At 53.3% G+C, this 24,075-nt stretch carries 22 protein-coding genes and 1 pseudogene; 10 read left to right on the top strand and 13 right to left on the bottom strand.

Annotation, left to right across the window (positions count from 1 at the left end; all coding sequences use genetic code 11):
* Positions 1-226: 226 nt before the first annotated feature.
* The gene (locus E2L06_RS20770) at positions 227-1,501 is read right to left on the bottom strand and encodes an IS4 family transposase (protein WP_138783233.1); all 1,275 of its coding nucleotides are present in this window, start codon (positions 1,499-1,501) and stop codon (positions 227-229) included.
* 305 nt (positions 1,502-1,806) lie between these two features.
* Here E2L06_RS20770 and E2L06_RS20775 point away from each other — a divergent pair.
* From E2L06_RS20775 to E2L06_RS20795, 6 genes and pseudogenes are all read left to right on the top strand, one after another.
* A pseudogene (locus E2L06_RS20775) lies at positions 1,807-2,097 on the top strand (hypothetical protein); the annotation flags it as partial.
* A gap of 168 nt (positions 2,098-2,265) precedes the next feature.
* Entirely contained in the window at positions 2,266-2,658 is a 393-nt protein-coding gene (locus E2L06_RS20780) for a hypothetical protein (RefSeq protein ID WP_092935473.1), read from the top strand.
* A 173-nt stretch (positions 2,659-2,831) separates the two neighbouring features.
* The gene (locus tag E2L06_RS22160) at positions 2,832-2,984 is read left to right on the top strand and encodes a hypothetical protein (protein ID WP_171052434.1); all 153 of its coding nucleotides are present in this window, start codon (positions 2,832-2,834) and stop codon (positions 2,982-2,984) included.
* A 79-nt stretch (positions 2,985-3,063) separates the two neighbouring features.
* Positions 3,064-3,315, top strand: coding sequence for an AbrB/MazE/SpoVT family DNA-binding domain-containing protein (locus E2L06_RS20785; protein WP_092935471.1), 252 nt, complete (start codon positions 3,064-3,066; stop codon positions 3,313-3,315).
* Positions 3,316-3,750 (top strand): PIN domain-containing protein, encoded by a 435-nt coding sequence (locus E2L06_RS20790; RefSeq protein WP_092935469.1) that lies wholly within the window; start codon positions 3,316-3,318, stop codon positions 3,748-3,750.
* A 181-nt stretch (positions 3,751-3,931) separates the two neighbouring features.
* Positions 3,932-4,867, top strand: coding sequence for an ArdC-like ssDNA-binding domain-containing protein (locus E2L06_RS20795; protein WP_138783354.1), 936 nt, complete (start codon positions 3,932-3,934; stop codon positions 4,865-4,867).
* A 269-nt stretch (positions 4,868-5,136) separates the two neighbouring features.
* Here E2L06_RS20795 and E2L06_RS20805 read toward each other — a convergent pair whose 3' ends face one another.
* The gene (locus E2L06_RS20805; RefSeq protein ID WP_343192880.1) at positions 5,137-5,439 is read right to left on the bottom strand and encodes a helix-turn-helix domain-containing protein; all 303 of its coding nucleotides are present in this window, start codon (positions 5,437-5,439) and stop codon (positions 5,137-5,139) included.
* A 90-nt stretch (positions 5,440-5,529) separates the two neighbouring features.
* Here E2L06_RS20805 and E2L06_RS20810 point away from each other — a divergent pair, with 90 nt between their 5' ends.
* Positions 5,530-7,227, top strand: coding sequence for an ATP-binding protein (locus tag E2L06_RS20810; protein ID WP_138783356.1), 1,698 nt, complete (start codon positions 5,530-5,532; stop codon positions 7,225-7,227).
* A gap of 126 nt (positions 7,228-7,353) precedes the next feature.
* Here E2L06_RS20810 and E2L06_RS20815 read toward each other — a convergent pair whose 3' ends face one another.
* From E2L06_RS20815 to E2L06_RS20850, 8 genes are all read right to left on the bottom strand, one after another.
* Entirely contained in the window at positions 7,354-7,626 is a 273-nt protein-coding gene (locus E2L06_RS20815) for a hypothetical protein (protein WP_138783357.1), read from the bottom strand.
* 125 nt (positions 7,627-7,751) lie between these two features.
* Complete coding sequence (locus E2L06_RS20820) at positions 7,752-10,691, bottom strand: exodeoxyribonuclease V subunit beta (protein WP_138783358.1); 2,940 nt, start codon at positions 10,689-10,691, stop codon at positions 7,752-7,754.
* Entirely contained in the window at positions 10,688-12,928 is a 2,241-nt protein-coding gene (locus E2L06_RS20825) for a PD-(D/E)XK nuclease family protein (protein WP_171052451.1), read from the bottom strand. The genes E2L06_RS20820 and E2L06_RS20825 overlap by 4 nt, the downstream gene beginning before the upstream one ends.
* A gap of 815 nt (positions 12,929-13,743) precedes the next feature.
* Positions 13,744-14,835 carry a tetratricopeptide repeat protein gene (locus tag E2L06_RS20830; protein ID WP_138783360.1) on the bottom strand — a complete coding sequence of 364 codons (1,092 nt, stop codon included), beginning with the start codon at positions 14,833-14,835 and terminating at the stop codon, positions 13,744-13,746.
* Between the two features lie 95 nt (positions 14,836-14,930).
* On the bottom strand, positions 14,931-15,380 hold the full coding sequence (locus E2L06_RS20835; protein WP_171052452.1) for a hypothetical protein: 450 nt from the start codon (positions 15,378-15,380) through the stop codon (positions 14,931-14,933).
* Positions 15,381-15,807: 427 nt separating this feature from the next.
* Positions 15,808-16,674 carry a hypothetical protein gene (locus tag E2L06_RS20840; RefSeq protein WP_138783361.1) on the bottom strand — a complete coding sequence of 289 codons (867 nt, stop codon included), beginning with the start codon at positions 16,672-16,674 and terminating at the stop codon, positions 15,808-15,810.
* Between the two features lie 259 nt (positions 16,675-16,933).
* The gene (locus E2L06_RS20845) at positions 16,934-17,563 is read right to left on the bottom strand and encodes a hypothetical protein (RefSeq protein WP_138783362.1); all 630 of its coding nucleotides are present in this window, start codon (positions 17,561-17,563) and stop codon (positions 16,934-16,936) included.
* The gene (locus E2L06_RS20850; protein WP_138783363.1) at positions 17,560-17,865 is read right to left on the bottom strand and encodes a hypothetical protein; all 306 of its coding nucleotides are present in this window, start codon (positions 17,863-17,865) and stop codon (positions 17,560-17,562) included. Before E2L06_RS20850 ends, E2L06_RS20845 begins: the two co-directional genes overlap by 4 nt.
* Positions 17,866-18,089: 224 nt before the next feature.
* Between E2L06_RS20850 and E2L06_RS20855 the strand changes: the two genes are divergently transcribed.
* Both E2L06_RS20855 and E2L06_RS20860 read left to right on the top strand, forming a co-directional pair.
* On the top strand, positions 18,090-19,082 hold the full coding sequence (locus E2L06_RS20855) for a transposase (RefSeq protein ID WP_138781197.1): 993 nt from the start codon (positions 18,090-18,092) through the stop codon (positions 19,080-19,082).
* A gap of 70 nt (positions 19,083-19,152) precedes the next feature.
* Positions 19,153-19,365 carry a hypothetical protein gene (locus E2L06_RS20860; RefSeq protein WP_138783364.1) on the top strand — a complete coding sequence of 71 codons (213 nt, stop codon included), beginning with the start codon at positions 19,153-19,155 and terminating at the stop codon, positions 19,363-19,365.
* A gap of 267 nt (positions 19,366-19,632) precedes the next feature.
* Here E2L06_RS20860 and E2L06_RS20865 read toward each other — a convergent pair whose 3' ends face one another.
* The 3 genes from E2L06_RS20865 to E2L06_RS20875 form a co-directional block, all read right to left on the bottom strand.
* On the bottom strand, positions 19,633-20,751 hold the full coding sequence (locus E2L06_RS20865) for a hypothetical protein (RefSeq protein WP_138783365.1): 1,119 nt from the start codon (positions 20,749-20,751) through the stop codon (positions 19,633-19,635).
* Positions 20,748-21,830, bottom strand: a complete 1,083-nt coding sequence (locus E2L06_RS20870; RefSeq protein ID WP_138783366.1) for a hypothetical protein — start codon at positions 21,828-21,830, stop codon at positions 20,748-20,750. The genes E2L06_RS20865 and E2L06_RS20870 overlap by 4 nt, the downstream gene beginning before the upstream one ends.
* An 88-nt stretch (positions 21,831-21,918) precedes the next feature.
* Complete coding sequence (locus tag E2L06_RS20875; RefSeq protein ID WP_138783367.1) at positions 21,919-22,524, bottom strand: hypothetical protein; 606 nt, start codon at positions 22,522-22,524, stop codon at positions 21,919-21,921.
* 616 nt (positions 22,525-23,140) lie between these two features.
* Between E2L06_RS20875 and E2L06_RS20880 the strand changes: the two genes are divergently transcribed.
* Complete coding sequence (locus E2L06_RS20880) at positions 23,141-23,320, top strand: hypothetical protein (RefSeq protein ID WP_138783368.1); 180 nt, start codon at positions 23,141-23,143, stop codon at positions 23,318-23,320.
* The last annotated feature ends 755 nt before the right edge of the window (positions 23,321-24,075 follow it).

Genomic DNA, 24,075 nt, shown 5'->3' on the forward strand with positions numbered 1-24,075 from the left:
CGCCTTCTTTATTCGTAGCGAAACTGGAACGCTCGATTCGGTAACTACACTTGTTCATACACTGATTCAATCGCGCTTATTCCACCAAGAATTATTGCGCCGAATATTAGTTCATTTTGACTGCCAGACAACGCTAAAAAGAGCGCAACTCCTCCTAAGCCAATTATTCCGACTTGAAGAAAATTGTCTGACATCCCAGATATAGTGGCAAACCATTGGTCTTTAGTTAGGCCCCAGTCCTCGGTTGTGTAGCGGTAGCGAGCCTCTCTTGGAGTATCGGTCGTTGTTGGTGTATCTTCTGAGCGTCGTCGATCAACCGTTCCAGCAACGGTGGCGGAGAGTAGCCGAGGTGTTCACCGAGTTCGTGAAGGATGAGCTGGGCGTGCGACCGGAAGGTCGCCGCCCAGCGTTCTGGTGGAAACACGAGCTCATCATCTGCCTGCTCGGTGACCAGATCCAACAGATCACGGCTGACCAGCAGTGACAGCAACGCCGCGTACAGCAGTATCTCAACGACGTGCTTCTTGCTCGTGGAAAACTCGTCCAACGAGTACTGCGTCTTGAGTTCGCGGAACAACAACTCAACTTCCCATCTGCAGCGGTAGATCGTCGCTATGTCTGCCGGTAAGAATTCTTCTCGCGGGAGATTCGTGATATACAGATGGTAGTCGTCGGCGTCCTTGTTGCGGACGCCGACGACGCGGAACGTCTTCGTGTCCCACGACTGCGTCCCTGCATACTCTCTGCGCTGGAATTCTGCTTCGACCTCAACATCGATATACTGCCGATAGAGGTCATCAACCACGTCGTGGACTTTCTCACCCTCCAAGGGAATGGCGTCGCCACGCCATTCCCGTAATTCTCCGGTTATCACCGGGTTCACGTTTGATTTGAGCCGACTCACGAAGTAGCCGTCATTCTCGTCGATCAGTGCGAAACGGCGGTACTTGAAGTACGCTTGATCGAACAGTACCAACCGGTCTTTGAGCCACGGTCCCGTGTCAAACTCCGTGCTGTCGTGTGCTTTTTCGTCAGTGACGCTGAACCGGTCGATCGTCTGATCAGTGACGTTGTGGAGCAGGTGGAGCCGCGCTCCACCCTGCTCCCCTTTCCGTGGTTCGTATGCATCAGCGAGAAACCGATGTAACCGCAGGATTGTCCCGTCAGCGACCATCACATCACGGAATCGGTCAAAATCTGCATCGACTGTATCCGGAACAGCGACCTCGTCGAGTGCGACTTCGACGAGGTCGCGGAGATACTCCGCGAGCGAGGGCGTTAACCGGTTATAGAAACCGCCTGGAGAGATCGGCTCGTCAGCGGTGGCGTTGTAGCTTCGTCTGAAGCCAGCGAGTGTTCGGCTTTCGCCTGCGGCGAAGCCGAACACGAACGCCCAGACGAAGGCAGGGATCTGGAGCTTGCGATCACGTTCGACCACGCCGAGTTCCTCGGCGTGCTCTTTGAGGAACTCAGAGGGAAACAATGTAGTGAGCCGACGCATAATCCGAGATGAGGAGGCGTCTTGGTGCACACTTGCCGCCTCCTCGTTCCTTCCGCAAACATACCTCGATAAGCCGCCGCTGTCACGCGATTCGTCTCCTAACTAAAGACGGATGGTGGCAAACAAATGACCCAAAAAGACCAAACAGACGCCACCAATCATCACCATACCAGATGTTTCAATTCCCATATATAGTGCATATACAAAGAGAATCCCGGATAGAATGCTAACTGTTGCGGATACAATCAATTGTCTTGACAGACCCATATGTTGTTATGTATGGGTATTCCACTATCAAAACACCACTTCTGAACTCGTCGAACATGGCGCATCTCGAGCAACCGCTGTTCCTGCTCGGCCACGGCGTTGAAGATCCTGCCACCGGCATTCACGGTGACGAAGAGTATCTCTACGTCGTCGAACTGCCAACGCGAACCCCATTCGATGAACCGGCAGAATGGACCGTCAAGGTGAGCGACCACGCCGGCTTTCCGCGGTGGGATGGGCCGACAGACGAGGCGTTCGAGCAAGCCTCGTGGCAGTTTCATGGACCGCTGGAAACTGCTCTCAAGGCGTTGCAAGTCGAGTCCGTGTAACGACCTCGGTTCAGATCCTGTTGCCAACAGCGAGGGGTTCAACAACGGTGAGAACACCAGTATCAGTGTTCCCGGAATTTAACCTCTCGACTGGCCAAGCTATATCCACCACGTGTTTCGGTCACACAATTTTTCAAATAGATACCACGTACAGATACTAGCCCACGCATGAATGAACAACGAAATCGTCAACTGAGTGCCATCGTTGGTACGTTTCTTGTCCTCATCGCCGGTGGTGTCGTCCTACTTGTTGAGAATCTGCTTAAAACACCACTCCTACTCAGCCAGGTAACGTTGCTAGGACTAGCAGGCATCTTCGATATCGTGGCAGCGACCGACACGCGACTAACTGACCGCTGGGCATGGTATCAATGGAGCGGCCTTGGAAACATCCTTCTCGGACTGTCACTCCCACTCGGATTCGTGGGAAGTGAAAACAGTCTCTTTTTCGTTCTAGTGGCCGCCATCGGTGGACTTTCGCTAGCGGCAATGGGTATTGACATGCTCGTCTATCATGGACAGTATACCCGTAGTGAAAGACTCGATCGAAATAGCACATAAAGTGAACGACCACTCCAGCTTGCTTCGGTAGGGCGGTCCAACGGACACCGTGTTCGAGCAAGCATCCTGACAGTTCAATAACCTGCTCCCGAGACGCTGTCGATTGAGTCTGCGGGACGACTGTCAATTCAGATCACCAGCAGGTTTTGCGAACAGCCCTGTAACCGTGCACTATGAGCCACACCACTGACGACTTCGCCAAATTCATGGCCGGTGATCCAGAGGACAACGAAGAAGTTCCCCTCGGTGATGCGTTACAGGAACTGGCTATCGACATTGAGGTTGATGCTGTCGAAGAGATCCGTGACGTCCGCGAACGGCCATGAAACTGCTGTATATAGGATATATCTCTGTGTAGTGTGGCGACACACTAGGTTTTTCAGGACCACTCTCATAGTGATAGATATGAGTAGTGAGCGGATCGACGCCGAAAGCAAGGTGTCAGGAAATCAAGCGAACATCCCGGCTCGGATTCGGCGTGAACTCGATATCGACGACGGGGATCAGCTTCGGTGGTATATCGAAGATGATGGGAGCATTCGCGTTCAGGTCATCCAACAGCAAACAGGCACGTTCACCGATTTCGATGGCTACGAGGGAGAGACGGCCACTAACGTCACGACCGATCATGACGCTTGGGGCGTCGATGTGAAGTAAATGCCACGCGCTCTCATCGATACAACGGTCCTCTTCGCAGCAGCATACCGACGAGACAGTTCCCACGAAGCCGCGCTCCCGATACTCCATGGCATCGACAGTGGGTCCCTTCCAGAAGCAGTGGTCCTTGATTACGTCCTCGCAGAAACGCTCAACGGCCTCGTTACCCACGCGGGCCACGACGCAGCTGTCGACCTCCTCGACCGTATTGAGGAAAACGCTCGCTTCCATATCGACTCGCTCACTGCCAACGCCCTTGCGACGGGAAAAGCACTGTTCCGACAGCACGAACCACTGTCCTTTGTCGATAGCTGCATTATTGCGTATATGCAGACCGAGGGGCTCGGTTATCTGTATGCGTTCGACGATGACTTCGATGCAGCAGAGGATGTCTATCGACTTGACACAGCTACGAACCCCTACGATCCCGACTGACGCCGACGGGCGGTGATGAATTGCTACCAGTCACTGTCTTCAGAAGAAACGAGACGCCGGTGTCCACTGACTAACAACTCTCCAACTGCTCGAGTCTGGCGTATTTTTGAGACCCCCTGAGGGGTGGAGGTCTTCTCGAGTTCAGTTCGATTCGACTCGACTCGGGAAGCAGTAATCGAATATGGCTACGAGCAGCAGCTCCCGGGAAACGTTCGACGATTCGGACACCCGGCACGACGAGATGCACAGTACGATCGAGGCATGGATCCAGGACCTCGTCGACGAAGTCGATGACGCCGTCTCGAGCGAGCAGTTCACAGAGTGGTTGGACGTTCAGAGCCGCTTCCACGACTACTCCCACCGAAACACGCTGTTGATCAAACTCCAGTGTCCACACGCGACACGCGTTGCCGGCTATCGAACATGGCAAAACGAGTTCGACCGGCACGTGAAGGAAGGAGAGACAGCGATCTGGATCTGGGCACCCATCATTGCAAAGCAGTGCCCTGACTGTGGGAACTCCCCGTCGTACCACGAGCGCAGTGACTGTGAATACGATGAAACCCCTCCGGACAGCTGGGAAAAAGGACTCGTGGGCTTTCGGCCAGCACCCGTCTTCGATATCTCACAGACTGACGGCGAGCCACTGCCCGACCTCGAGACCGAAGCAAAGGGACAGGCTGACGATTTGGTCCCCGCACTTCTCGAGGCAGCAGATCCCCTCGAGGTGGACGTAGAGGTCGTGCCACCCCAGGACTGGTCGCATGGGAGTGCCAAGGGAATCTGTGAGTACCACCCTCAAGAGCAGCCACGCGTCGCCGTCCGAGATCGTGAGAACGACGCTGATCTTGCCGTCACGCTCATTCATGAGTACGCCCACGCGCTGTTACACAGTGGCGTCGACGACGAGGGTGAGCGATCGAAACGTGAACTCGAGGCCGAAGCAGTCGGCTACATCGTTGGACGGTACTTCGAATTAGATACCAGTGGGTCAGCGTTCTACCTTGCCGCGTGGCACGGAGACGAGCCGGAGACGATCCTCGACCGGTTTGAGCGAATCAGTTCAACCGCCCAGATGATTATCGATATCATCAGCGAGGTAACCAACAATGAGTGATCGACCGCTTCTGCTCGAGATTATTGATGCGCTCGAAAAACAGGGCCCCAACGAAACGAACATCAACTCCAGCAGGTGATCGAGAAGCCCTCGAGCGACTTGTGGACTCGACGGGCACACAGACTGATACTGATTTCGAAGTTCGGTTCTGGATTGGCGCGTTCCGCGTGGTAGTGATACCATCTGATGTGACTGTGCTCAAGACTTCGTAGAACAGGCTACCAAGACAAGGGTATCAGAGGATTCCCAAAAGTCCACGTGGACTATGGCTACTTCGCAAGCGAATAGAGCTTCTGACGGGCGTCTCGAAAGGACACTCGTTGCTCAACTAACTCCTTTTCCTCAAGCCGAGAGATCGCATATCGAACAGTCCGAGATGAAAGTCTGGTTTCCGTGACCAGTTCTTTCTGTGTGCACTCGCCCTCGTATTCCAGCGTCTTGTGGACCAACTTCGCACTCGGTGGCAAGTCCTCGAGCCGTTGTTTTGCGCTGCTCACTGTCTGTAGTACTTCTTCGAAGTAGACGCTATAGGTCGTTTCGCTTCGACAGTTCGACTCGTTCCTCGAGAGCACCGGGAGACTACGTCAGGTCGAACCGGAACTCATTCTGGCTGCCAAGTGACCGCACGGTTCGGTTTGTGTGGTGCCAGATGGGTGGACACCATGACAGATCATCCGACGTTATCGGAGTTCGTGACGAGCGAAGCGACTGACTCGATGCCGGTCAGTCAGCCATCGACTGACGAGACCGTGACGATGACGGCTGACGAGCGGGTTGCAACGTACCTCATCGAAGATCAGATGGCAGATCTCACAGACGCGATTCGCGAAGCTGCCCAAAACGGCATCGACAGTCCTGAGTCATCCCGTGTGCTGGTCAGCGTCTCACCCGAGCGATCGATCATCCTCGACGACGGTGCTGGTGTTGACCTCGAGTCAACCGAGGGACGACGCAACCTCTCAGTGCTGGGTGCGGGAAGCAAGCAGCGAGTTGATGACGAGACGATCGGCGAGTGGGGCATCGGCAAGGGTGCGATCATCGCGAAGGGTGCCGTTCGTATCTGGAGTCACGACATCGCACTGTGCTTTGACTACCGAGATCGACGCAACTCTGGGCCGTGGGCAGACGTCAGCGGACGCGATGGCCAGTTCATGGACGCTGAGCATCATCTCGAGGGGATGCTCGTCGAGATCGATCACTACGAAGACAAAGTGCCGGACCCGGACAGCTACCGCTGGCGGCGCTACGTTCGCGATCTTCGCAAGCGCTTCGCGTACGTGCAGTCACGAACCGGCGTCTCGGTCGTGATCAACGGCGAATCGGTCGACAACGGCGATCCACTCGAGGCGGTGACTGACTCACCACATCCGTCTCTCATACGCGAAACTGACGATGCGGTTCTCGCACTCGAGTACACGCCCCACGAAGGGCTCGATATCTACAGCAATGGGCTGTACGTAACGACGATGCGTGAGTACGGACTCGGTGGAGTTGTCGTCTCGAAAGGGAACTTAACGCTGAACTTTGCGCGCAACGACATCCAGTCGGGCTGTGATCGCTGGCAGCGGATCGACGATGCACTTGAGCAGGCACGTGACGATCTGTATGCGGATGTCTCGGACGATCGGCTGACCGCCGAGAGTCGGGAGGTAATGATCGAAGCGATGGCGTCCGAGTCATCGGACGAGCAGTGGGCCGAGCGCAAGCTGTTCCAGTTGGCAACCGAGTCCCGTATCAGCCTCGAGGAGATCCAAGCGACCCGAAAGATTGGATGGGTCGATGGAGCCCAGAAAGGGGCGGACAAGCTCGTCGAGCGTGGCTACGTCGTCCTCGATACGAGCGATGCAGCAACCCAACGGCTTCGCGATCTCGCCAATGACGAAGATACATCGATAGTGGTACCAGAGACGTTCGATGTTGGCGAGCAAGCAGAGTCAGAGGGAGTCTGGACGGGCTATCATCGTATCGAGGATGAGTCGCAGTTGAACGCTGATCAGCAGCGGTATCTTTGCTTCGCTCGAGTGCTAGCACGAGAGCTTGGAATTGAGCGGGACGTGTACTACGGCGAGGCGAGTGCCGATGCCTGGACCGACGGCAGGACGTACATCGTGATCACCGGCTCAGCCGTGACGAGTCGCCAGCGTGCCGTCTGGATGCACGACCTGTATCTCGTGATGTTACACGAAGCCGCTCACGAAACCTCGAGTCGGGATCGACCCTCGCACGGACATCACTTCGAGAGCACGTATCGGTCACTCGTGGAGGATCCAGATAATCGAAGTTCGTTCGCGAAGCTTGTCCAGCAAGTCGTTGACGAGGGATTCGAGTCCGTATTCGACGAGTATGAGGTGGGGATCTAGCAGAACGCGGCCATCACTTCTGGACAATTCCGGTAATGGAGTGAATGAAGCGGTGAGATGTCGAACTGACCCGAGTTGAGTGCAGTGGCACGAGATCGGTATGCAGGACAACCCTTCGAAGAGCCGTTAACAATGCTTATCTGGGGACGTCACCCGAAGTTCGTCTTCAACTTCGTAGAAGTAGCCCCGCTCGAGGAGCCGCGTCAGTGCGTACTCGACGTCCCGTTGCTCGAGTGCTAACTCTGCATCGGCGGCCAGAATGTCAGTGGCATCGTCATAATTGATCAGCGGAACACTGTCTTCGCCAGCATCTGGCCGACATGCCTGCGTACACAGCCGGTCGTAGCACTCGAGAATCCACTCCGGAAGTGGTGGCCGTGGATCTGTGACGCGAGCCATTGCAGTTCTGTCTGGTTGTTTCGACAGTCATCCGCTTAACAGTACCCGTCGAATACGGCGTTGATCCTGAAGCCGCAGTTGCAGCACGTGAGATTAGAAGGTTAAAATAAAGGTCAAAGCTAATATTAGTAGGTTGAAGGTTTTTGTATTTTTTTGGAGTGGATATGTTCACCGACCACTGGCGTCGTTATTTCGTATAACTCCTCGAGTGTGAGCGGCGATACTTCCGCACGTTCGTTATCGGCGGTATAGAAGATGCTGGTCGAGATAGTGCGATCTGGGTACTGCTCGGCTGCGACGTGATAATAGACGCTGAGCTGTTTCCTGTATTCGGACTCTGCATGGCGGGAGAGGTCCGTCTTGTAGTCGATAATCTGGATCTGCTCCGATGTGATTACAAGTAAATCGATAATGCCGACAAGAGTGGCCTGTGGATTCAAATCCAGGGGAAGAATCGCCGTAACTTCTGGTTCGAATTGCCCGTCAAGGGTATCAAGGAGTGTCGCAACGTGTTCCTGATCGTCATTACTCGGTGAGAGATCGTCCCCTCGTGCATACTTTTCGGCGAATTCGTGAAGCTCGTCCCCGAATTCCGTCCCTCGTCCTTCCGTGACCTCGTCGTACACGCTATCATCCATAATGTCGTGGACACTCATCCGGTGGGGACTCGTTCGTTCGGGTGGCGTAATTGAAAACGGCACCTCGTCTTCCCGATATTCGGTTTCAGTATCGACGGATGGTTCGAGTTCGATCGGCTCGAGCGGGAGTTCGGTGAAGAAAGGACTTGGCGAGTCACCAGCTGTGAGGAACAGATGTCGCTTCGCTCGAGTCACCGCGACGTAGAAGAGTCGACGCTCTTCGTCATATTCCGATGGCAAACAGCCGGTGAGGAGATCGTACGGCCAGTGTTTGTGGACGTAAGGCTGACCGCTCGCCTCGCTGTAGATGGATCGTTGTCTGAGCCCGATCAGTTCCCGATACTGGATCATACCTGCTGATGGTCGCCCGTAATGGGGGAACGCTCGTCGGTTCATGTTCGCGCAGAATACGATCGGATATTCCAACCCTTTCGCACTGTGTATCGTCTGAAGCGTGACGGAATCCTCACCCGGACTCGAATCGATTTCTATCGTGGATCCGGCCTCGATGTGTTCCTCTATGTAGGTGATTGCTTGGCTTCGGGTTGCGAGCGTCGTCTCGTACATACCGGTGAGTTCGCCGAGCAAACCGTTTGCATACGCTCCATCGTATCCGTATTCGTCGAAGACAATTCGGGAAAATCCGCCGATGGTTTCACACTCTTGTAAGGAGTCCCGAAACGCAACCATTGCGTCGGGATACTGTTCAGTCTCGAGGATCTCACGAGCGTGCGAGAGCGTGTATCCGGCTTCTTCCAGAACAGTCGCCCATCCTCGTTGATCGTTCGATTCACAAATCCGAAGCCATGCTAGCAGAAGCTTCGCCTGATCGGTATCGAATAACTCCACCCCACCCTCATACGCAATTGGAATACCGTATTCGTTCGCCCTCTCGAGAAGGTCACGAGCAAACGATCGAGTTCGAGTAAAGACAGCAATATCGCTATACGATGGGGAACCGAGCCGTTCTCGTTCAGCAGCCGCTTGCTCCTCCACAGACATCTCTGCTGTCGAGGCCGGTTCATCTCTTACCTCGACACTGTAGTCCTCGTTTCCAACGACATGCTGTATTCGATCGAGAAGCAGTTCCATCTCATCTTCGTGGGTAACCGCCTGAATGTGGCTGTTATTAACGCGGCTCGTGGCCTCGAGTGGCGTTATCTCGTTCTCTATTTCCTCCGCATCCAGAGACTCACCGTGTGTTGCTGGCGTTGTCAACGTCTCCGACGCCAGTGAGAGAATCGATTCCGTGGAGCGGTAGTTCTTCTTCAGTGGTATCGTTTCGACCTCGTCGACGGCATACTGAACTCGAGTCTCATCACGATTCAATTCCGCCTTGTATCGCGAGATCCGTTCCTCAAAATTCTGAATGTTTTCGACCGTGGTATACTGGAACCCGTAGATACTCTGTTTCCAGTCGCCGACGACGCAGATATTATTATCAGCAGCAAGGAGCAGCGTGAGTTTGAATTGCAACTCGTTGGTATCCTGGAATTCGTCGACCATGACGTACCGGTGGCGAACCTGTTCGCGAACAGCTGCGTCCTCACACAGCATCACGAACGCCATCACAAGCATGAGCCCTTGTGTGAGATAGTTACGCTCGAGCGCATACTCGAGGTACTCGAGATAGACATCGTGTACAAAGGCGAGTAGGTCCTCACGGACCTCATCAAATGCCTGCTCGACAGGTTCTGAGTGAAGTTGTGGGTACCCGACAACCTCGTCAGCTGTCGGTGCATCGGGAACGTATTCTGTTGCATCCCACCCACTTACTGACGAGCGTGCATCGGATTGTGTGGGACCGTTTGCCCCTTCATTCGGTCGATTCTCCCGTTTGAAGAGGTCCATGAACGCCTCCCGGTCACCCAGAAGCGGAGTACCAGTATCTCGGTACCACCCGTCGCGTTCAGGAATGATACCTTTCGCAGCGAGTTCGGCAATCAACGAGCGCAGAGAACTGGGATCGTCCAGCGCTACAAAAAGGTGCTCGTGTTCGGGATGACGGTCTTCGAAACGAGTGATGAACGTATTGAACAGCTCTCCCTCCCGAATCCCATCCTCGATTAACTCGAGTGATTGTGGAATCTGGTCGTCAATCCCGATTTTGGCCGGGGTTTCGTGACCATAGCGTCGAAGCAGCTGATAACAGTAGCCGTGAAATGTACTAATCGGGGCGTCCTGTAACTGGACCGGGTCGTATGGGGACTGGCGAGCAATCCGATCAGCCATCTCCGCAGCCGCATTCCGCGTGAACGTGGTCAAAAGGATGTCATCTGGTTCAATATCCGGTTTTTCGAGGATATTCGCATACCGGTGCGTTACAGTGAACGTCTTGCCCGTTCCTGCACCGGCATCGACGAGATAGATCCCGTCAGTATGTTCGATCAGTGTTTCTTGCTCCTGGTTTGGTGAGATTCCAGTCATCGGTCTGTGAGTATGAGGTCTCGATGATCGACGCGGTCCCAAGTCGGTCCTTCCTCCCGATAGGCTACCGGGAACCGACTGTTTCGATACTCGTTCAGGGCCTCGAGTTGCTCGTCGACGAACGCCTCGAAAGCATCGAGGTCCGATTGCAGGACATATCCGGTCGGCACATCGTCAAGATCGTCGATCACTTTTTTGCAGCCTTGACGGACGTACTTGTATTCGCCGACGCGCTCCTGGGCATACGTGACGAACTCCTCGGTGATTGTCGCCCGTCGATCGGGATCGTCTCCAGCCCGGGGAAGTTCGTGAGTCTCGAAAAAGTCCCTATAGGCTTCGTACCCGAGCGGGTACAATGCCCGGCACCGCTTGTTCGAATCAGCGTAATCGGTTACACTCTCGAAGGTATCTCGGCTCGCAACAAACTCGCTAAACGTCGCTGGAACGTAGGTGATCGTCGTAACGAGATCTGCTGGATCAGGCAGAGATTCCGTGAGAGCTTCATCGACCCCGTCGAGCAGATGAACGAAATGGAGTTCGAGACGCTCGTCCGGCTGTTCCTCTCGATGTTTAGCAAGGTAGACAAGCGCCTGAAAATTGGGGTACTCATCGACCGGATCGGTCGATGCCGCCTCGAGTATGTCCGAAGCGTCCTTCTTGTTTCCGGTCTTGTAATCGACAATCGAGGTTTTGCTCTGGATCAAATCAACGTATCCGTGAGCACCGATCGACGTCGATGCGAACCAGCGTTCCGTTAGCTTCGAGTCACACTTAACACCGAGTTCGGTAGCGAGTTCGTTTTCGTGGTCTCGATGATCGTAGGTGTTGTACCTTCCTTCCTCCGACGGGTTTTCGTCCAGATACGCCGTGATCGCATCGAGTCCGACCTCCAAATACGTTCGCTGAACAGCTTGCTTCGAGTTACTTAGGTATGGATTCAACCGCTCACACATCGCGTCAAGCACGCGATCGCGCTGGTCTTCTAGTATCGATGGATCGGAAACGTAGATCTCAGCGGCCTCGTGGAGAAGCGTTCCGCGAACCATGTGAACTGACGACGGCGATTGGACCAACCGATCGAAGTACGCATCTCGAGGCGAATTTGCGAGGGCTTTCAGTCGAGATTGACTAATCGTCTCCATGCGTTGGGATGGTGTCGAGGGACCGTCTGGTTCAGGAAACGGCGACGTCAAAGATGAGGTAGTGTGCCCGCCATATCGTGTGTGTGGGAGATCACCGAATGAGTCAAACGGCTCGTCACGGAGTCGTCGCAGATACACGCACGGAGTCACGTCGCTTCCGGCCTGCGTCTCTTGGACGAAATAGTACCGTTGCGTCCCGTTCTGGAGCAGTCGCTCGAAGCGGTCGAGGTCGCGTTCTAAGTATGCTTCTCGGTCGATCCAAGGATAGTCCGGCGGGCTCTGTGCCCACTCCGGGCCCAGACCGACGTAGAAGACGACAGGTCGGTCAACGTATGCTGTGGATGTCGCATCCGCTAAGAGAACTCCGTCAGTAGCACTCGAGTCCGTTGGAACAGTAAACGCATCGAGATAGTACCGGAAACGCGAAACGCGATCCTCTGTGACCTGCGCGTCCAGTATCCCGAGGTTCTGAAGCTCGCGTCGAAGTTCAGCTAACCCTGTGCTGCTGATCGACTCGTACACCGACACGACATCACGGAACGTTCCTTCGTCGACGGCTTCCTGGAATTCAACGTAGCCCCCAAGTTGATCTGGCTCGAGCGAATCTACCCGTTGTTCTTCTACATCTTTGGGAAGGTCGATCCCAGCCGTCGCGAGCACCGGTCGGATTTCCGTGACTCGCTGATCGGACCCCGAAAATGTCGCTTCTAGCAGCCGGAAAAACGCCCGAACATCGTCATCATCTTCGAATCCAGGTCCACCGCGATAGGGAATTTCCCGTGCTTCAAGGGCAGACTCGATCAGCGCACTATACAGACTATCCTCGGCAAGAACGATCCCAAATCGATCCGCTGTGTCTGGATCGATCTGGTCGACGATTGCCGAGACGATTGCTGTCGCTGATGGGAAGATGTGTAGCTTAGGGAAGGGAACGTGAGTGTCGCCCAGCGACGAATAGGTCTCGTACCCATCAGGAGGGAGAAGTTTTCGGTCGAGTTCGGACAGACGAGCTTCGTCAATTACCGCAATCTCTTGCTCCGATGAGAGCGTCGTGCGCTCGATGGACCGATAGCTGCTCTCAAGTTCCCCCAGCATTGATACGACCAATCGGATAGCGGAGGTGTCGAACTCAGGATACTCGAGTATCTGTTCACGGTCGCCCGTCGCTGTCCAACAATCGATACACAGCTCGAGTGCTCTCACTGCTTGCTTCCACGAGAGATCCGTCTGTGCGACGATTTCGAAAAAGAGCGGTCGGATGTCATCGGGAAACATCTCCTGGACGGCATAGCTTCGCGGTGTAGCCGACAACCGACCGATTCGAGGGTTTTGCACTCGGTTATCAAGCGCAAGTGCGAGGGGTGCTTCGCCAGTAAGAGCAATATCGCAGTTCGCAACCCTCGAATAGAGCTGATCGATTGACCGTGCTTCTCGTAATGGCACAGTCAAAGAACTAAGTCAGTTTACTTGAACCTAACTAATTTTCGATATATTATCGCGAGGTATAGGGGGTTATCGACATCGTTGAGAAGTTGCTTGCCGATGGCTGTTAGCGTTCTATATGTCTCTTCTTTTGGTTTCGTCTGGGGCAAAAAATAGTTACGCCGAACTCTGTACCGAGTTCATGATCGAGTCAGTGACGCGAGCCGGAGCGTCGCATCTGCGTTTTGAGAATGGGATCGACAAACAGGAGTTCCTCGAGTATCTGGAATCTAGCGAGTAAGGCGTACGCGTTAGTCCCGGAGCTGGGCAACGGTCCGTCCGAGTTCCCGAGCACGCTCGCTCTCGGAGATGTCATACCGTTCTTCCAGCGACCGAAGTTGTTCTTCGAATTCCATTGTGTACGGGAGTGTGCTCCTCTACAGACAGATAGTGCGTCATCGAATAAGTAAGTTCTCGTGCTCAAGCGCTCACTCTGGGTTGGACGTTTCTGTATCAGCTAGTCGGCTTTCTACTTCCTCACAGCGCTCGGCTACTATCGACGCTCCCTCGAGGGGACCATCGGCGTCCAGTGCCGCCTGGTACAGTTCTGCAGTACGTTCCATCTCCTCTCTCGTTAGTTCGTCTGGGTCCTCGAGCCAGTAGCTATCTGCGAGTTTCTTGTACGCCCACGGATCCTCGGGATATTCCTCGATGAGTGACTCGAATTCGACCCTACTGTCGGCGGTTCTGTCCAATTCCGCAAGCGAGTCAGCGACGAAGTGGCGAAAGTCGAGTAGGAACTCGTCAGATGCATCCGGGAACTGCTCGCAGACCTCCTGACAGAACTCGAGTCGGTGCTCGTGGTACGTCTGCTCGTCCTCCGCTACGGTGGCAAGGTCGTTGTCCGCTGATCGAATGAAGGCCTCAAGTGAGAGAAACGACGGCAATTTTCGGTCTGCTTCCTCGATAGTCGTGATTTCGTCGGGTGTTACGGCGACGATGTACTCCCAGGCAGTTAGCCACCGATCACAAGCCTCAGCGCGGTTTCCTTTCTCGCGGAGATCGCGTCCCTCCTGAACGAAGTCGTAGATCCGTTCTTTGTTCGGGGTGTCGGGTGCCCAGCGCTCCCAGAGTACTTCTGCCGCCATCCAGATGAAGTCCTGATCGTAGCCCGTGGCATCAACCTCGTATTCAGCTTCCCACTGCTCAGAGAGTGTCGTCGCCGAGTTTAAGTCTTCAATCCGATTCCGAAACGTCGACTCGCTCGTTTCGATGCCGTGATCGGCGAGTTTTTCGACAATTTCGTCCGTCGAGAGGGCTTCGACATCGCTGAGTTCCCACGCATCAGCAGGGTGGGTCCCGTTTGATGTGTCGGCTATTCGTTGCTCACGGTGAGCGGGTTGACTTGCTTCTTGGTCCTCTTCGTTGCCACTCTCACCTAATCCGTGTTCGTCGACGTATTGCTCGACACGCTTCCGGTCAATCCGACTGAGTTCGTCACGTTCGTGGTCCTCGTAGAGATGCTCACGGAGTGCAGATTCCTGCTCAAAGGTTTGCTCACAGTAGCGACACTCAACCATTACTCGAGAGTACGTATGCGGGTAGGAAAAACAACAGGTGTGGACGGGGCGTATGTATAAGATCGACGAGGAGTGTGTAGCCTGAGACGTCGCCTTCACGGTGCGGCGGCTACCGTGTCATCAGTCGCTGGATCGAACGAGAGACTGATGACGAGTTCGTTGAACCAGACTACCGGGCGCTTACTCTGGCCGTCTTCCTCGAGGAAGATGATTCCCAACTGGGCGAGTCGACTGAGTTCTTCGTGGACGTTCTTGATGTCCCGGTCAACAACCTGTGCGATCTCGTTAATGCTGGATGGCTCTTCCTGGCGGATGGCTTCGATGAGATCGAGGACGCGCGGCGTCAGCGTCTCCATGAGGTCGTCGTGGCTGGTGAACGAGAGCGTCGGCGGGGAATCCACCGCGTCGCCCCGCTCGAGTGCCTCAATGCCGTCGGTGACATCATCGTGGAACTCACTGGACGACTTGACAGTCACGACGAGGGTTGATTCGGCCCGAAGCTGTTCGCGCTCCATCGGGTGCAGCGGCGGCGTGGTATCGTTCATAGGTATCACCGTGGTGTGATGGCCTCACTTGACATCGAACTCGGAGAGCGTCTGCTCACCGTGAAGAGCAGTGAGGGTGTGGAGCTCGCCATCAGTGAGCATACTGTTGCATAATAGCTGATTGATATATAAGTGACTTCGCTATCTTGCAACAGCCGACTGGCCCAGTCAAGTCAGCGCACAGTATTAACGTCGATCCGAGAATCTCCACAGTGCTCTCGAGAGGATTCCGGTGACAGCTGGCGTCTTCAGGGACACCCACAGGAGAGTCGTTCGGGTAAGACCGACAACGACCGATCAAATGACGTACTATAGACTAACAGTACACTGCATACAACCGCTCTTGTGCTGGATAGTAGGTGGGTGGATCGAGTGAGACCCCTCTCAGGGGTTGTGGGTAGTCGGGAGACACCCTCACCTGTCGACGTCAGGTGTCTCCGGAACCGGCCATCTCACCGGGGATGGCAACGTCATCCATCAACAAGACGCGTCGTTCCGTGTACTCGAGGCCGTTCTTGCGCTGTGTCCGCTTTTTGACTGCCAGCCGACTCTTCGAGAGATCGAGTAACGCGTCGATCGTTCGAGAGACCAATTTCTTCGCGTAGTCGTCGCTGATGCCCTTCTCCTGCCGTCGGATCCAGTGTTTCATATCGCCGGCGGTGACGTACTCTCGAACGCTTGCACTCCCCTTCCGCCAGGGGTTGTCTCCAACCGCCGGATTGGTACGTGCCTTCCAGAGCTTTGCAGCGAGCCGTGACGGAAGCGCCGATGTTGTCGCCCGGAGCATATCCTCATCCATCTTCGCGAGTTGCTGGAGCGGAAGCAGATCTCCATACGAGAGGGAGACATCGCCACCACGCTCGAGTGGGTCGTCACTCTCGGGCAATCGGAAGTAGCTCTCACCGTCGTCTTTCTGGATGCGCTCGAGTCGACCATCCACAACGTCGATCTCCCCATTATCAATATGTTCCTCTAGGAGGTGTGCACCCTTCTCGAGTTCGCGTGCCTGGAGTTCACCGACGCGGTCTTTGTTGGCGTTGAGTTTCTTCTCGTGGGCGTCCAGTCGTGCCTCGATGGGTGTCTGTGATTTTTCCAGGTCCTCGAGCCGTGCTTCGAGATTCCTGTTTTCGGTGTGGGCCTCCTTGAGTTCGGCCTCGAGGTGATCGATGCGGTCGTCCTTTCGAGAGAGTTCGGACTCAAGGGTTGTGACACGGCCACGAAGGCGCTCGAGTTCGTCGGCAAGTGTTTGGAGTGTCTGTGCATCGGGGCCGGGACAGTCTGTGTTCGCGCTCATTTGATTCTGGGTTCGGTGGCATTGTCGGGCGATTCGACTCGCGCTGCTGGTCGATGTCGGGAACGCTGGTAGAGCAGTAGACTACCGACTCGAGAGCCGTCTCGAGGGAGTGCAGTGGCCGTCTCCCCGAAAGATGTCTTCGTGTTCGAAAGTCCGGTGTCGGTCTACCGGGGTTGGTAGCTCCGTCTCGAGTAGCGAGGTGCGGCGGTCTACTGCGCTGGATAAGTCAACGCGATCCCGAGGTGGTGTGCTGGATCAGCTAGCCACCCTCGGGTTGGAGTCGACAGTCATGGCTTACCAGCGTGGTGAGCGAGTCGAACGGACACTCGCAGATATCGCAGTAGTGTCTCTGCTCCGTGAGGAATGTCTCATGTTTCGTGTGGCCGCCATCGGGCACGGCAGACTGTCTTTGATCGCTTTCACTAGAATCGTGCTCGCTGGGCCGTCCCTGGACGTGAAGGTCAACCTCGGTAATCGGTTCGCGACCAGTTTCTCTCCAATTGCTATTGCGGCGTTCGTGTTCGATCCGCCAGGCTTCGCCATCGGTATCGGGGACAACCATCACCCGGCGGCGACGACCGTTGATCGTCGTGTACTCGAACACGAATTCGACGGTCGGTTCGGTGGACTGGTCACAGCCGCCGTCGGTTGCAAGACGTGGGTCGTCATCGGCATCGACGAGCAGAATTCCGTCCTCGGTCTCGAGATCGTAGGCTCGGGTATCGTCGTCAGCGATAATGATCTCCGAGACATCGGTTGCTTCGATGCCGCCCAGTTCGTAGCCGGCGACGGCGCGGGCCTCTGCTCGCAGGCGCATCTCACGAGCGCCTTCGCGCTCGAGTCGTTCGGCACGCTCTACGACAGCTTCGTGATCGTTGACGATCGTCATTGGTCGCTCACCTCGACAGCGCCGACGATCGCGTCAGCCATCGTCTTGAACAGGTACTGCACTTCGAAGCCGCCGCGACGGTCGGTGATGTAGTCGATCCAGTCGTCGATCGTCTTCTCGACGCCCTCGAGATCGTAGCGGACGGTGCGCTCGCCGTTCTCGATGACGTGAACGGACTCGTCGGTCGTCCGGTAGACGTGGTGTGCGCCCTCGTTGTCGACGCCGACGGAGATGTAGTCGGCGCGTGGGTCAGTAGTCTGTGCTTCCGAAACCGTTTCGTGGGTTCGCGGTTGAACACTCATTGCTTCTCTCCAGAAGCACAGGTCCGGTGCTCCAACACCGGGCCGAGAGTTTCTCCCGACCACCCCGTGCTTCACAGTAGTTAGTACATTTACTAACCAAATAAAGGTTAGCATTTGCTCTAACATTAGCTCATTCGATAACTATTAGAATATACGCTAAGTGTTGTATGGGAAGGAGCCTGTCATAGAAAGCGTCACGTACGAAGCGGCAGGGTGCGCGAAGTGTGTCCAACACCAGCACAGCCCTGCAAGACGTAGCTTCGGTAGACGACTTCTTGAATGTCGCGGCTACCGAGACGGTACCGCTGTTCGACCATCTTGAGTTCGAGTTTCTACTGGAATACGACGTGTTCGCCCCCTCGAAGCGGGGGCGAACACGAGTTCACGAGCCACCTGATCTCTTTCGCGGCTTTTTGCACTGCTACTACGAGGATGTCTACGGCACGCGTCCGGTTACACGAGAACTTCAGAACGGCCTTGTCTGGTACTACTGCGGACTCGACAAACCGCCATCCAGAGATACGGTTGATCGCTTTCTCACCGACCTCGAACACGTTATTGACGATGTCTTCGACAGACTCGTCCAGCAGGCCGCTGCCCGCGGCCTGCTCGACTCCACGTACTCCATCGATTCGACCCACGTTGAAGCGATCCAACACAACGACGCTGCCTCGTGGAATTATGATCCAACAGCTGAAGAATACTACTACGGCTTCGGCTGTACGATCGTTTCAACCGGTTCAAAGATCCCGATAGCAGCGGAGTTCACACAGGCCAAACAAGCGGATCAGGAGACGGCGATGCGCGTCACACGTGACGCGCTCGCCGTCGATACACCGGTCTGGATGCTGGGAGACAGCGCCTACGACATCCTCGATTGGCACGACCACCTGCTGGCCGCAGGGGTCGTGCCAATCGCTCCATACAATCCGCGAAACACTGACGACCCGATAGACATCGAGTACAGGGTCGAAGACCGAATCGAGGAACACAGCGAGGACGTGCAGCTGAAACAGTCCATCTTGGAGGAGACGTACAACAACCGGACAGGAGTCGAACGAACCAACGACGCAGTCAAGGACTGCGGCCTCGGGCACGTCCGCGCCCGAGGCCGCGTCCACGCACGGACAGAAGTGTTCCTTGCGCTGTGTCTCCGACTCGTCGTGGCGATCACCAACTACGAGCGAGGAAACAATCCGGGCTGTGAGAAGCTATGAGATGGATTCTATGACAGGCTCTGGGAAGAGGTGAGCAAATATTACAACCAGCACAGCCGAACGGGATCGTATGTCGAAGACCCGGGCGCTCCTCACGGAGACTGAGCGAGAGCAGATCGCCGGCAAGCACGGAGACCAGCGACGCTACCAAGCGACGTCTCGTGTCCGCCGGCGCATCGATGAGGAACTGTCGAAGGATATTGAAATCCTCGAGGAACACCACCCGAAGCTGCTTGAGGAGCTTCGCGATGTCACTTGCGAGGAGCGTGATCACCATGAGTAACCGGCAGCCATTGTCGGATCTTGAGGTTCAGTGCTGAGATTCTCAGCAGCAGCTCTGAGACAATTCGTACACACGAACCCAGCTTTTTCAAGTGAGATCAACATCGATACGTAGGCAGATCGTATTAATCGACACAGACAGGTCGTTTACTTCGGAATCGCCAAATTGACAAGGTACACAAGTCACGGCTCGTGTGCATATTCGGGAATCAGGTTCTGACAACGTGTACCCCCCAGAGGAGAAAGAAAAACAGGCCACACCGTCGTTCTAACTAAACTCGTCCAAACCTTTCTGGTCTGAATCAAATTCGTCTTTTACCAGATTGAACGCATTCATTTTTGACTGCTTCTTTGAGGCTTCCAATACATATTTTTCCGATACGGCGTCTTCGGCAGTCTTTGCATCAGCCGACCCTTGATACATGACGCGGTAGTCACTTCTATCCAACTTCGTACTAGATTTTGAGAAGATGCCAATATCTTCGCCTATCTCTAGGAGATTACTGACAGTATTGGAAATGACTTTTTCCTTCTCATCATTTGACACACTTAGTTTGAGCTTTCCAGCATATCTCTCCGCGAATTCTTTTCGCGTGAATTCGAGTGGTTCCTCTGTATTTTCATACTTGTCTTTTCCACGAACAAGACGATAGACAACGTTCGACAGAGGGATAATTGGGTCTGAACTCAAGGTGTATTCAATGGGGTTCTCTGTGAGATCGTAGTCAAAACAATCGTCTACAGCATCCAGAAGATCTTTGTGTATAATATCCCCGTCTTCATGACACAGCTCAGACACACCGTTCATTTCAACAGTCCAGATTGCGTATTCAGATGGTGTACACTGGCGGTTAATTTCACTAAAAGACAGCCCCTCATAATCCTCAGTCTTTACTAGAGTAATATACTGTATAGCATCAAGAGTTCGTGACCCTGCGCCAATCTGTGATAAAATTTTATTTTGATGATTAGGATCGCTAAATACCTCGTGCATCTTGTTAGCATTTTCTATCCAACTTGGAACTGTTGAATCATCAACCTCACAGGCGACTACGCAGAGCTGTACTCGATTGAATTCCCGAGTTCTGGCTAAGAGTACGTCTGCTTCACATTCGATATCGAGATGATTAGCAAGAGGATCGACACATGAAAATTTGAAACCGCTATCTGCACCTGGTGCTCTCTTATTCTGATGAAAGCCTGAAGAGATCGCTCTTACCAAATCAACATGCTCCCTTTCAAGACCTATTTCCGTTTTGGTAGATGGCTTAACATCATCAATGTCAATGTCAGATAGTATCTCTTCATATCGATCTTCAAATCTAGACTTTTTGTCTGGATGGAAACGCTCTGCATATCCGCTGACATCTGGCTCTTCCGGAATCATAGAGCGACAGGTTGTGCATTAGAATCGATATGATCGCTCACGAAACTATAAATACGCATAAATTGGCTGAAGGTTGTGTGTTCTCTAGGATAAACACGAATCAAATCTCTATTACTTCTCATAGCCGCCCTTCCGTATGTTTTTTCGTCGATAATCTCCGCTCTAAAGCCCGGAATATCGCCAAATGATGCATTCATACGCGATAGATCGAAATCCCAGTTTCTAGACTGTATATTGGCTTCAAAATTGTCTATATCTCTTCTATTTAAACCACCATTTAATTTAATCCCCCATGGTTCAATCATCTCTAGATTTTGGTCAGGAACAAATTCATTTTCCACTTCCTCATATTCAGAAGTCTTTATTTTTTCTTTGACTTCCCGTAGACGATCGATTGATGACTGGATTATCGATAGTGGTTCTGAGATACCTGTGTTAATTGTGAATACACCATCGTTCGTAATACGGAATTTGAAACCATTTGGTTTCTTGAAACGAACGTTGGTTGGGAATACACCATACTTGTGTTTTACCTCTTGGAACGCTCGTCTACCATCTTCTCCGTAGTATTGAATGGTCCTCTCAAATTCTGGCCGAGTAATGCCGTCAAGATTATCTTCTGATGTGGGGGAATGGTGAGCAGTGAAATATGGAATTCTCACGTCAGGGTGCTTTTGAACGATGCTACGACGAATCAAATCCATTTGCTTTTTTCCGACCCAAAGTCTACTAACATTTCCAGTATTGTTGAGGTAAGTATCAACAGTTGCGGGAAGATCTTCTGTTTTAGTTCCTGTTGTTAAGAACACCGGACAGAAATCATTGAGATGAACATAAAAGGGCACATCGTTAGAACCACCTGAAAGAAGCAATAGATTCCCTAAGTCTCTAACTACATTAAAGACTGGATCTAAGCTCTCGACGAACTGATTTTTTGTTTCATAATCGCTCAAAGAGCCGACGAGGCTCAGCTTACCATCGATATCAGAAAGATCAATATCTTTCTTAATATATTCTACAAATTCATCGAACTCGTCGTAGGACTCGTATCCAACGTCGAGGAAATCCAGTTCAGACATATTTACACCATTTGAATTTGCGATCTGCTAGTTCGGTTTCCACATGTATCTATGATAGGGTACTGTTAAATATTTCTCAATCATCAGGCTATTGCCTCTTTTCAAGTTCATTCAATAGTTTCCGCCTTTTCCTCCGTAAATCACCAACATCGTCGAAAAAATCTTTATGATCAGACATGGGGAGGGTATGTGTGCCAGCATCTCGAGGGTCTTCTTCTTGGATCATAGAGATTGTTGCCTTATGGCGCATTAAAAGAGAATAGAAGCCGACAATTTCTTCCGCTAATTCGTCATCCAAGCGAGATATATTGCCAACATTATTTTCATAAACAATTGTAGGAAGGGACTCTGCAGATGGAACAGCATCCGGAGGAATACGGTCCTTCGTGGGCGGCTTCTCCAAATCCCGAAGTCGCGATGGAAGTTTCGCAAGATTAGAAAGCTCTTTGATTTCAGCTATAAAAGCTAACTCCAAACGCTTCTTATCATCTATTTTTCTTTTTCGATACAGTAGAAAGCTACCTGAAACGGTGAGTACCGCTGGAATCCAGATACCACCATCCATCGCAATAATGACTTGAAATGTTTCAGACACAGCAAAAAGGATCTCCATTGCGCCCAACCAAGCTAATAAAGTGACTATCGAAAGTAAGTCAAAAGCCACTGTGTACCAATCGTAAGGACTCTCACTCATATTCATACTGTAAATGACTGTAAGCGATCAATTTTCACGTTTCGGAGGTCTTGAAGTGGTCTCCATTGGCACCCGACATTTCATTACGACGATTACAGTGGTAGACATTGAACCTTATTGAATCATCATAACAAATCGATTCGGGTCGGGTAAATCAACTCTCCTCTTTGTATAACAGATATTGAGCCCTGAGCTCAGCCACTTTTGCAAATGAACCCCTGTTTCATGTGCTTCAACTGGAGATCTACGTGCAGAGGTGGGGTGGGGGCACTGTTATTTTTGGGTGCTGTCGCCTTGGCGACACCCGTTAAGGGGCTTTCGGACAAAGCACGAAACAACCACGCAAGAATCGCGGTGCTGACTCCGCGCTTAAGCCGCACGAGCACACCGACGACGGGGGAAGCCTAATTGGTGCCCCAGATAGAGACAACTCACCATCTGGAGCTAACGATCCCTCATCACTACGGTCATTGCGTTGTGAAGTCAATAGCCACGTTGTCTTCCGACCGTGGAACCTATTCGTTCGATTGCGCACCGAAAGGTGAAGCCCCAACACCAGTTCGGAACCAGCGCTTTCTGCTAGTGTTTATATACGAAGACGGAGCCAATGCTGGCGATGCCTCTCACGGATCAACAGGAAGTTCTCCTGATCGCCGTCGCACTGACCGAGTTCTCAGTCCACTACGAAGATGCCGATCCCGACCTCTCGCGAAGAGCATGGCAGCTGGCCGCCGATCGCCTCCTCGAGCATGACGTCGGGCCCGCCGAGGCCGTCGACGCACTCGAGATCGGGTAGTCATAACTCGACATCCTCGAGTAGTTCTCAAACCACTCGGATGGGCACAGGGTAGTAGCCACTGAGCGTAGTGGAATAGAGACGAACAGACTGTTGGTTCTGTCTCTGTCACGCTTCCCCGCGACAAGTGGTGTAACCAGTGTGATGGTTATCAACTCCATCACGCTTCTCAACGGCACAGAAGTGGCTTCGGTCTGTAGTCTACAGGGGACGTCGACGCACCCACGATGTTCTCCAGTTCGCGAGTAATCCTACAAAGGTTCGTCTGAAACACCTGCGGATTGGACTACGACCGCGACCTTGACAAGCTTAGCAGCGCCCATTCGTTCGGTGGCCGAATGATTCCGAATGAGAACGGTGCCCTGGAGATTCGCGTACATCTAAGCACGGGTAGAAAGGGTATAATCATTGGGACGTTGGATGTGACGCGTAACCGAAACGATCTCCCCTATGGCGCGCACACTCTGACCTAATGCGGATATTCGAGGAGGGGGATCACGTGCGCGTAGACATCCCGGACGAAACTGATCCAGACCACGACCGATTACACGGTTTGCAAGGAACGGTCGTAGAGATCATCAAAGATGACGCTGGCCAAGAGACTGGTGACCCGAGAGATTCTCACATCTTCTGTGTGGAAACTGAGGAAGGTAACGTTGAACACCTTCGCTGGCGCGATCTCCGTCCCGCGCCTAAACAGTAGCACAGCTGGTTTCCATCCGATGGACTCTCCGCATCACTTAAGAATCCACAAT

It is taken from the genome of Haloterrigena sp. H1 (assembly GCF_005938085.1).
Taxonomy (GTDB): Archaea; Halobacteriota; Halobacteria; order Halobacteriales; family Natrialbaceae; genus Natrinema.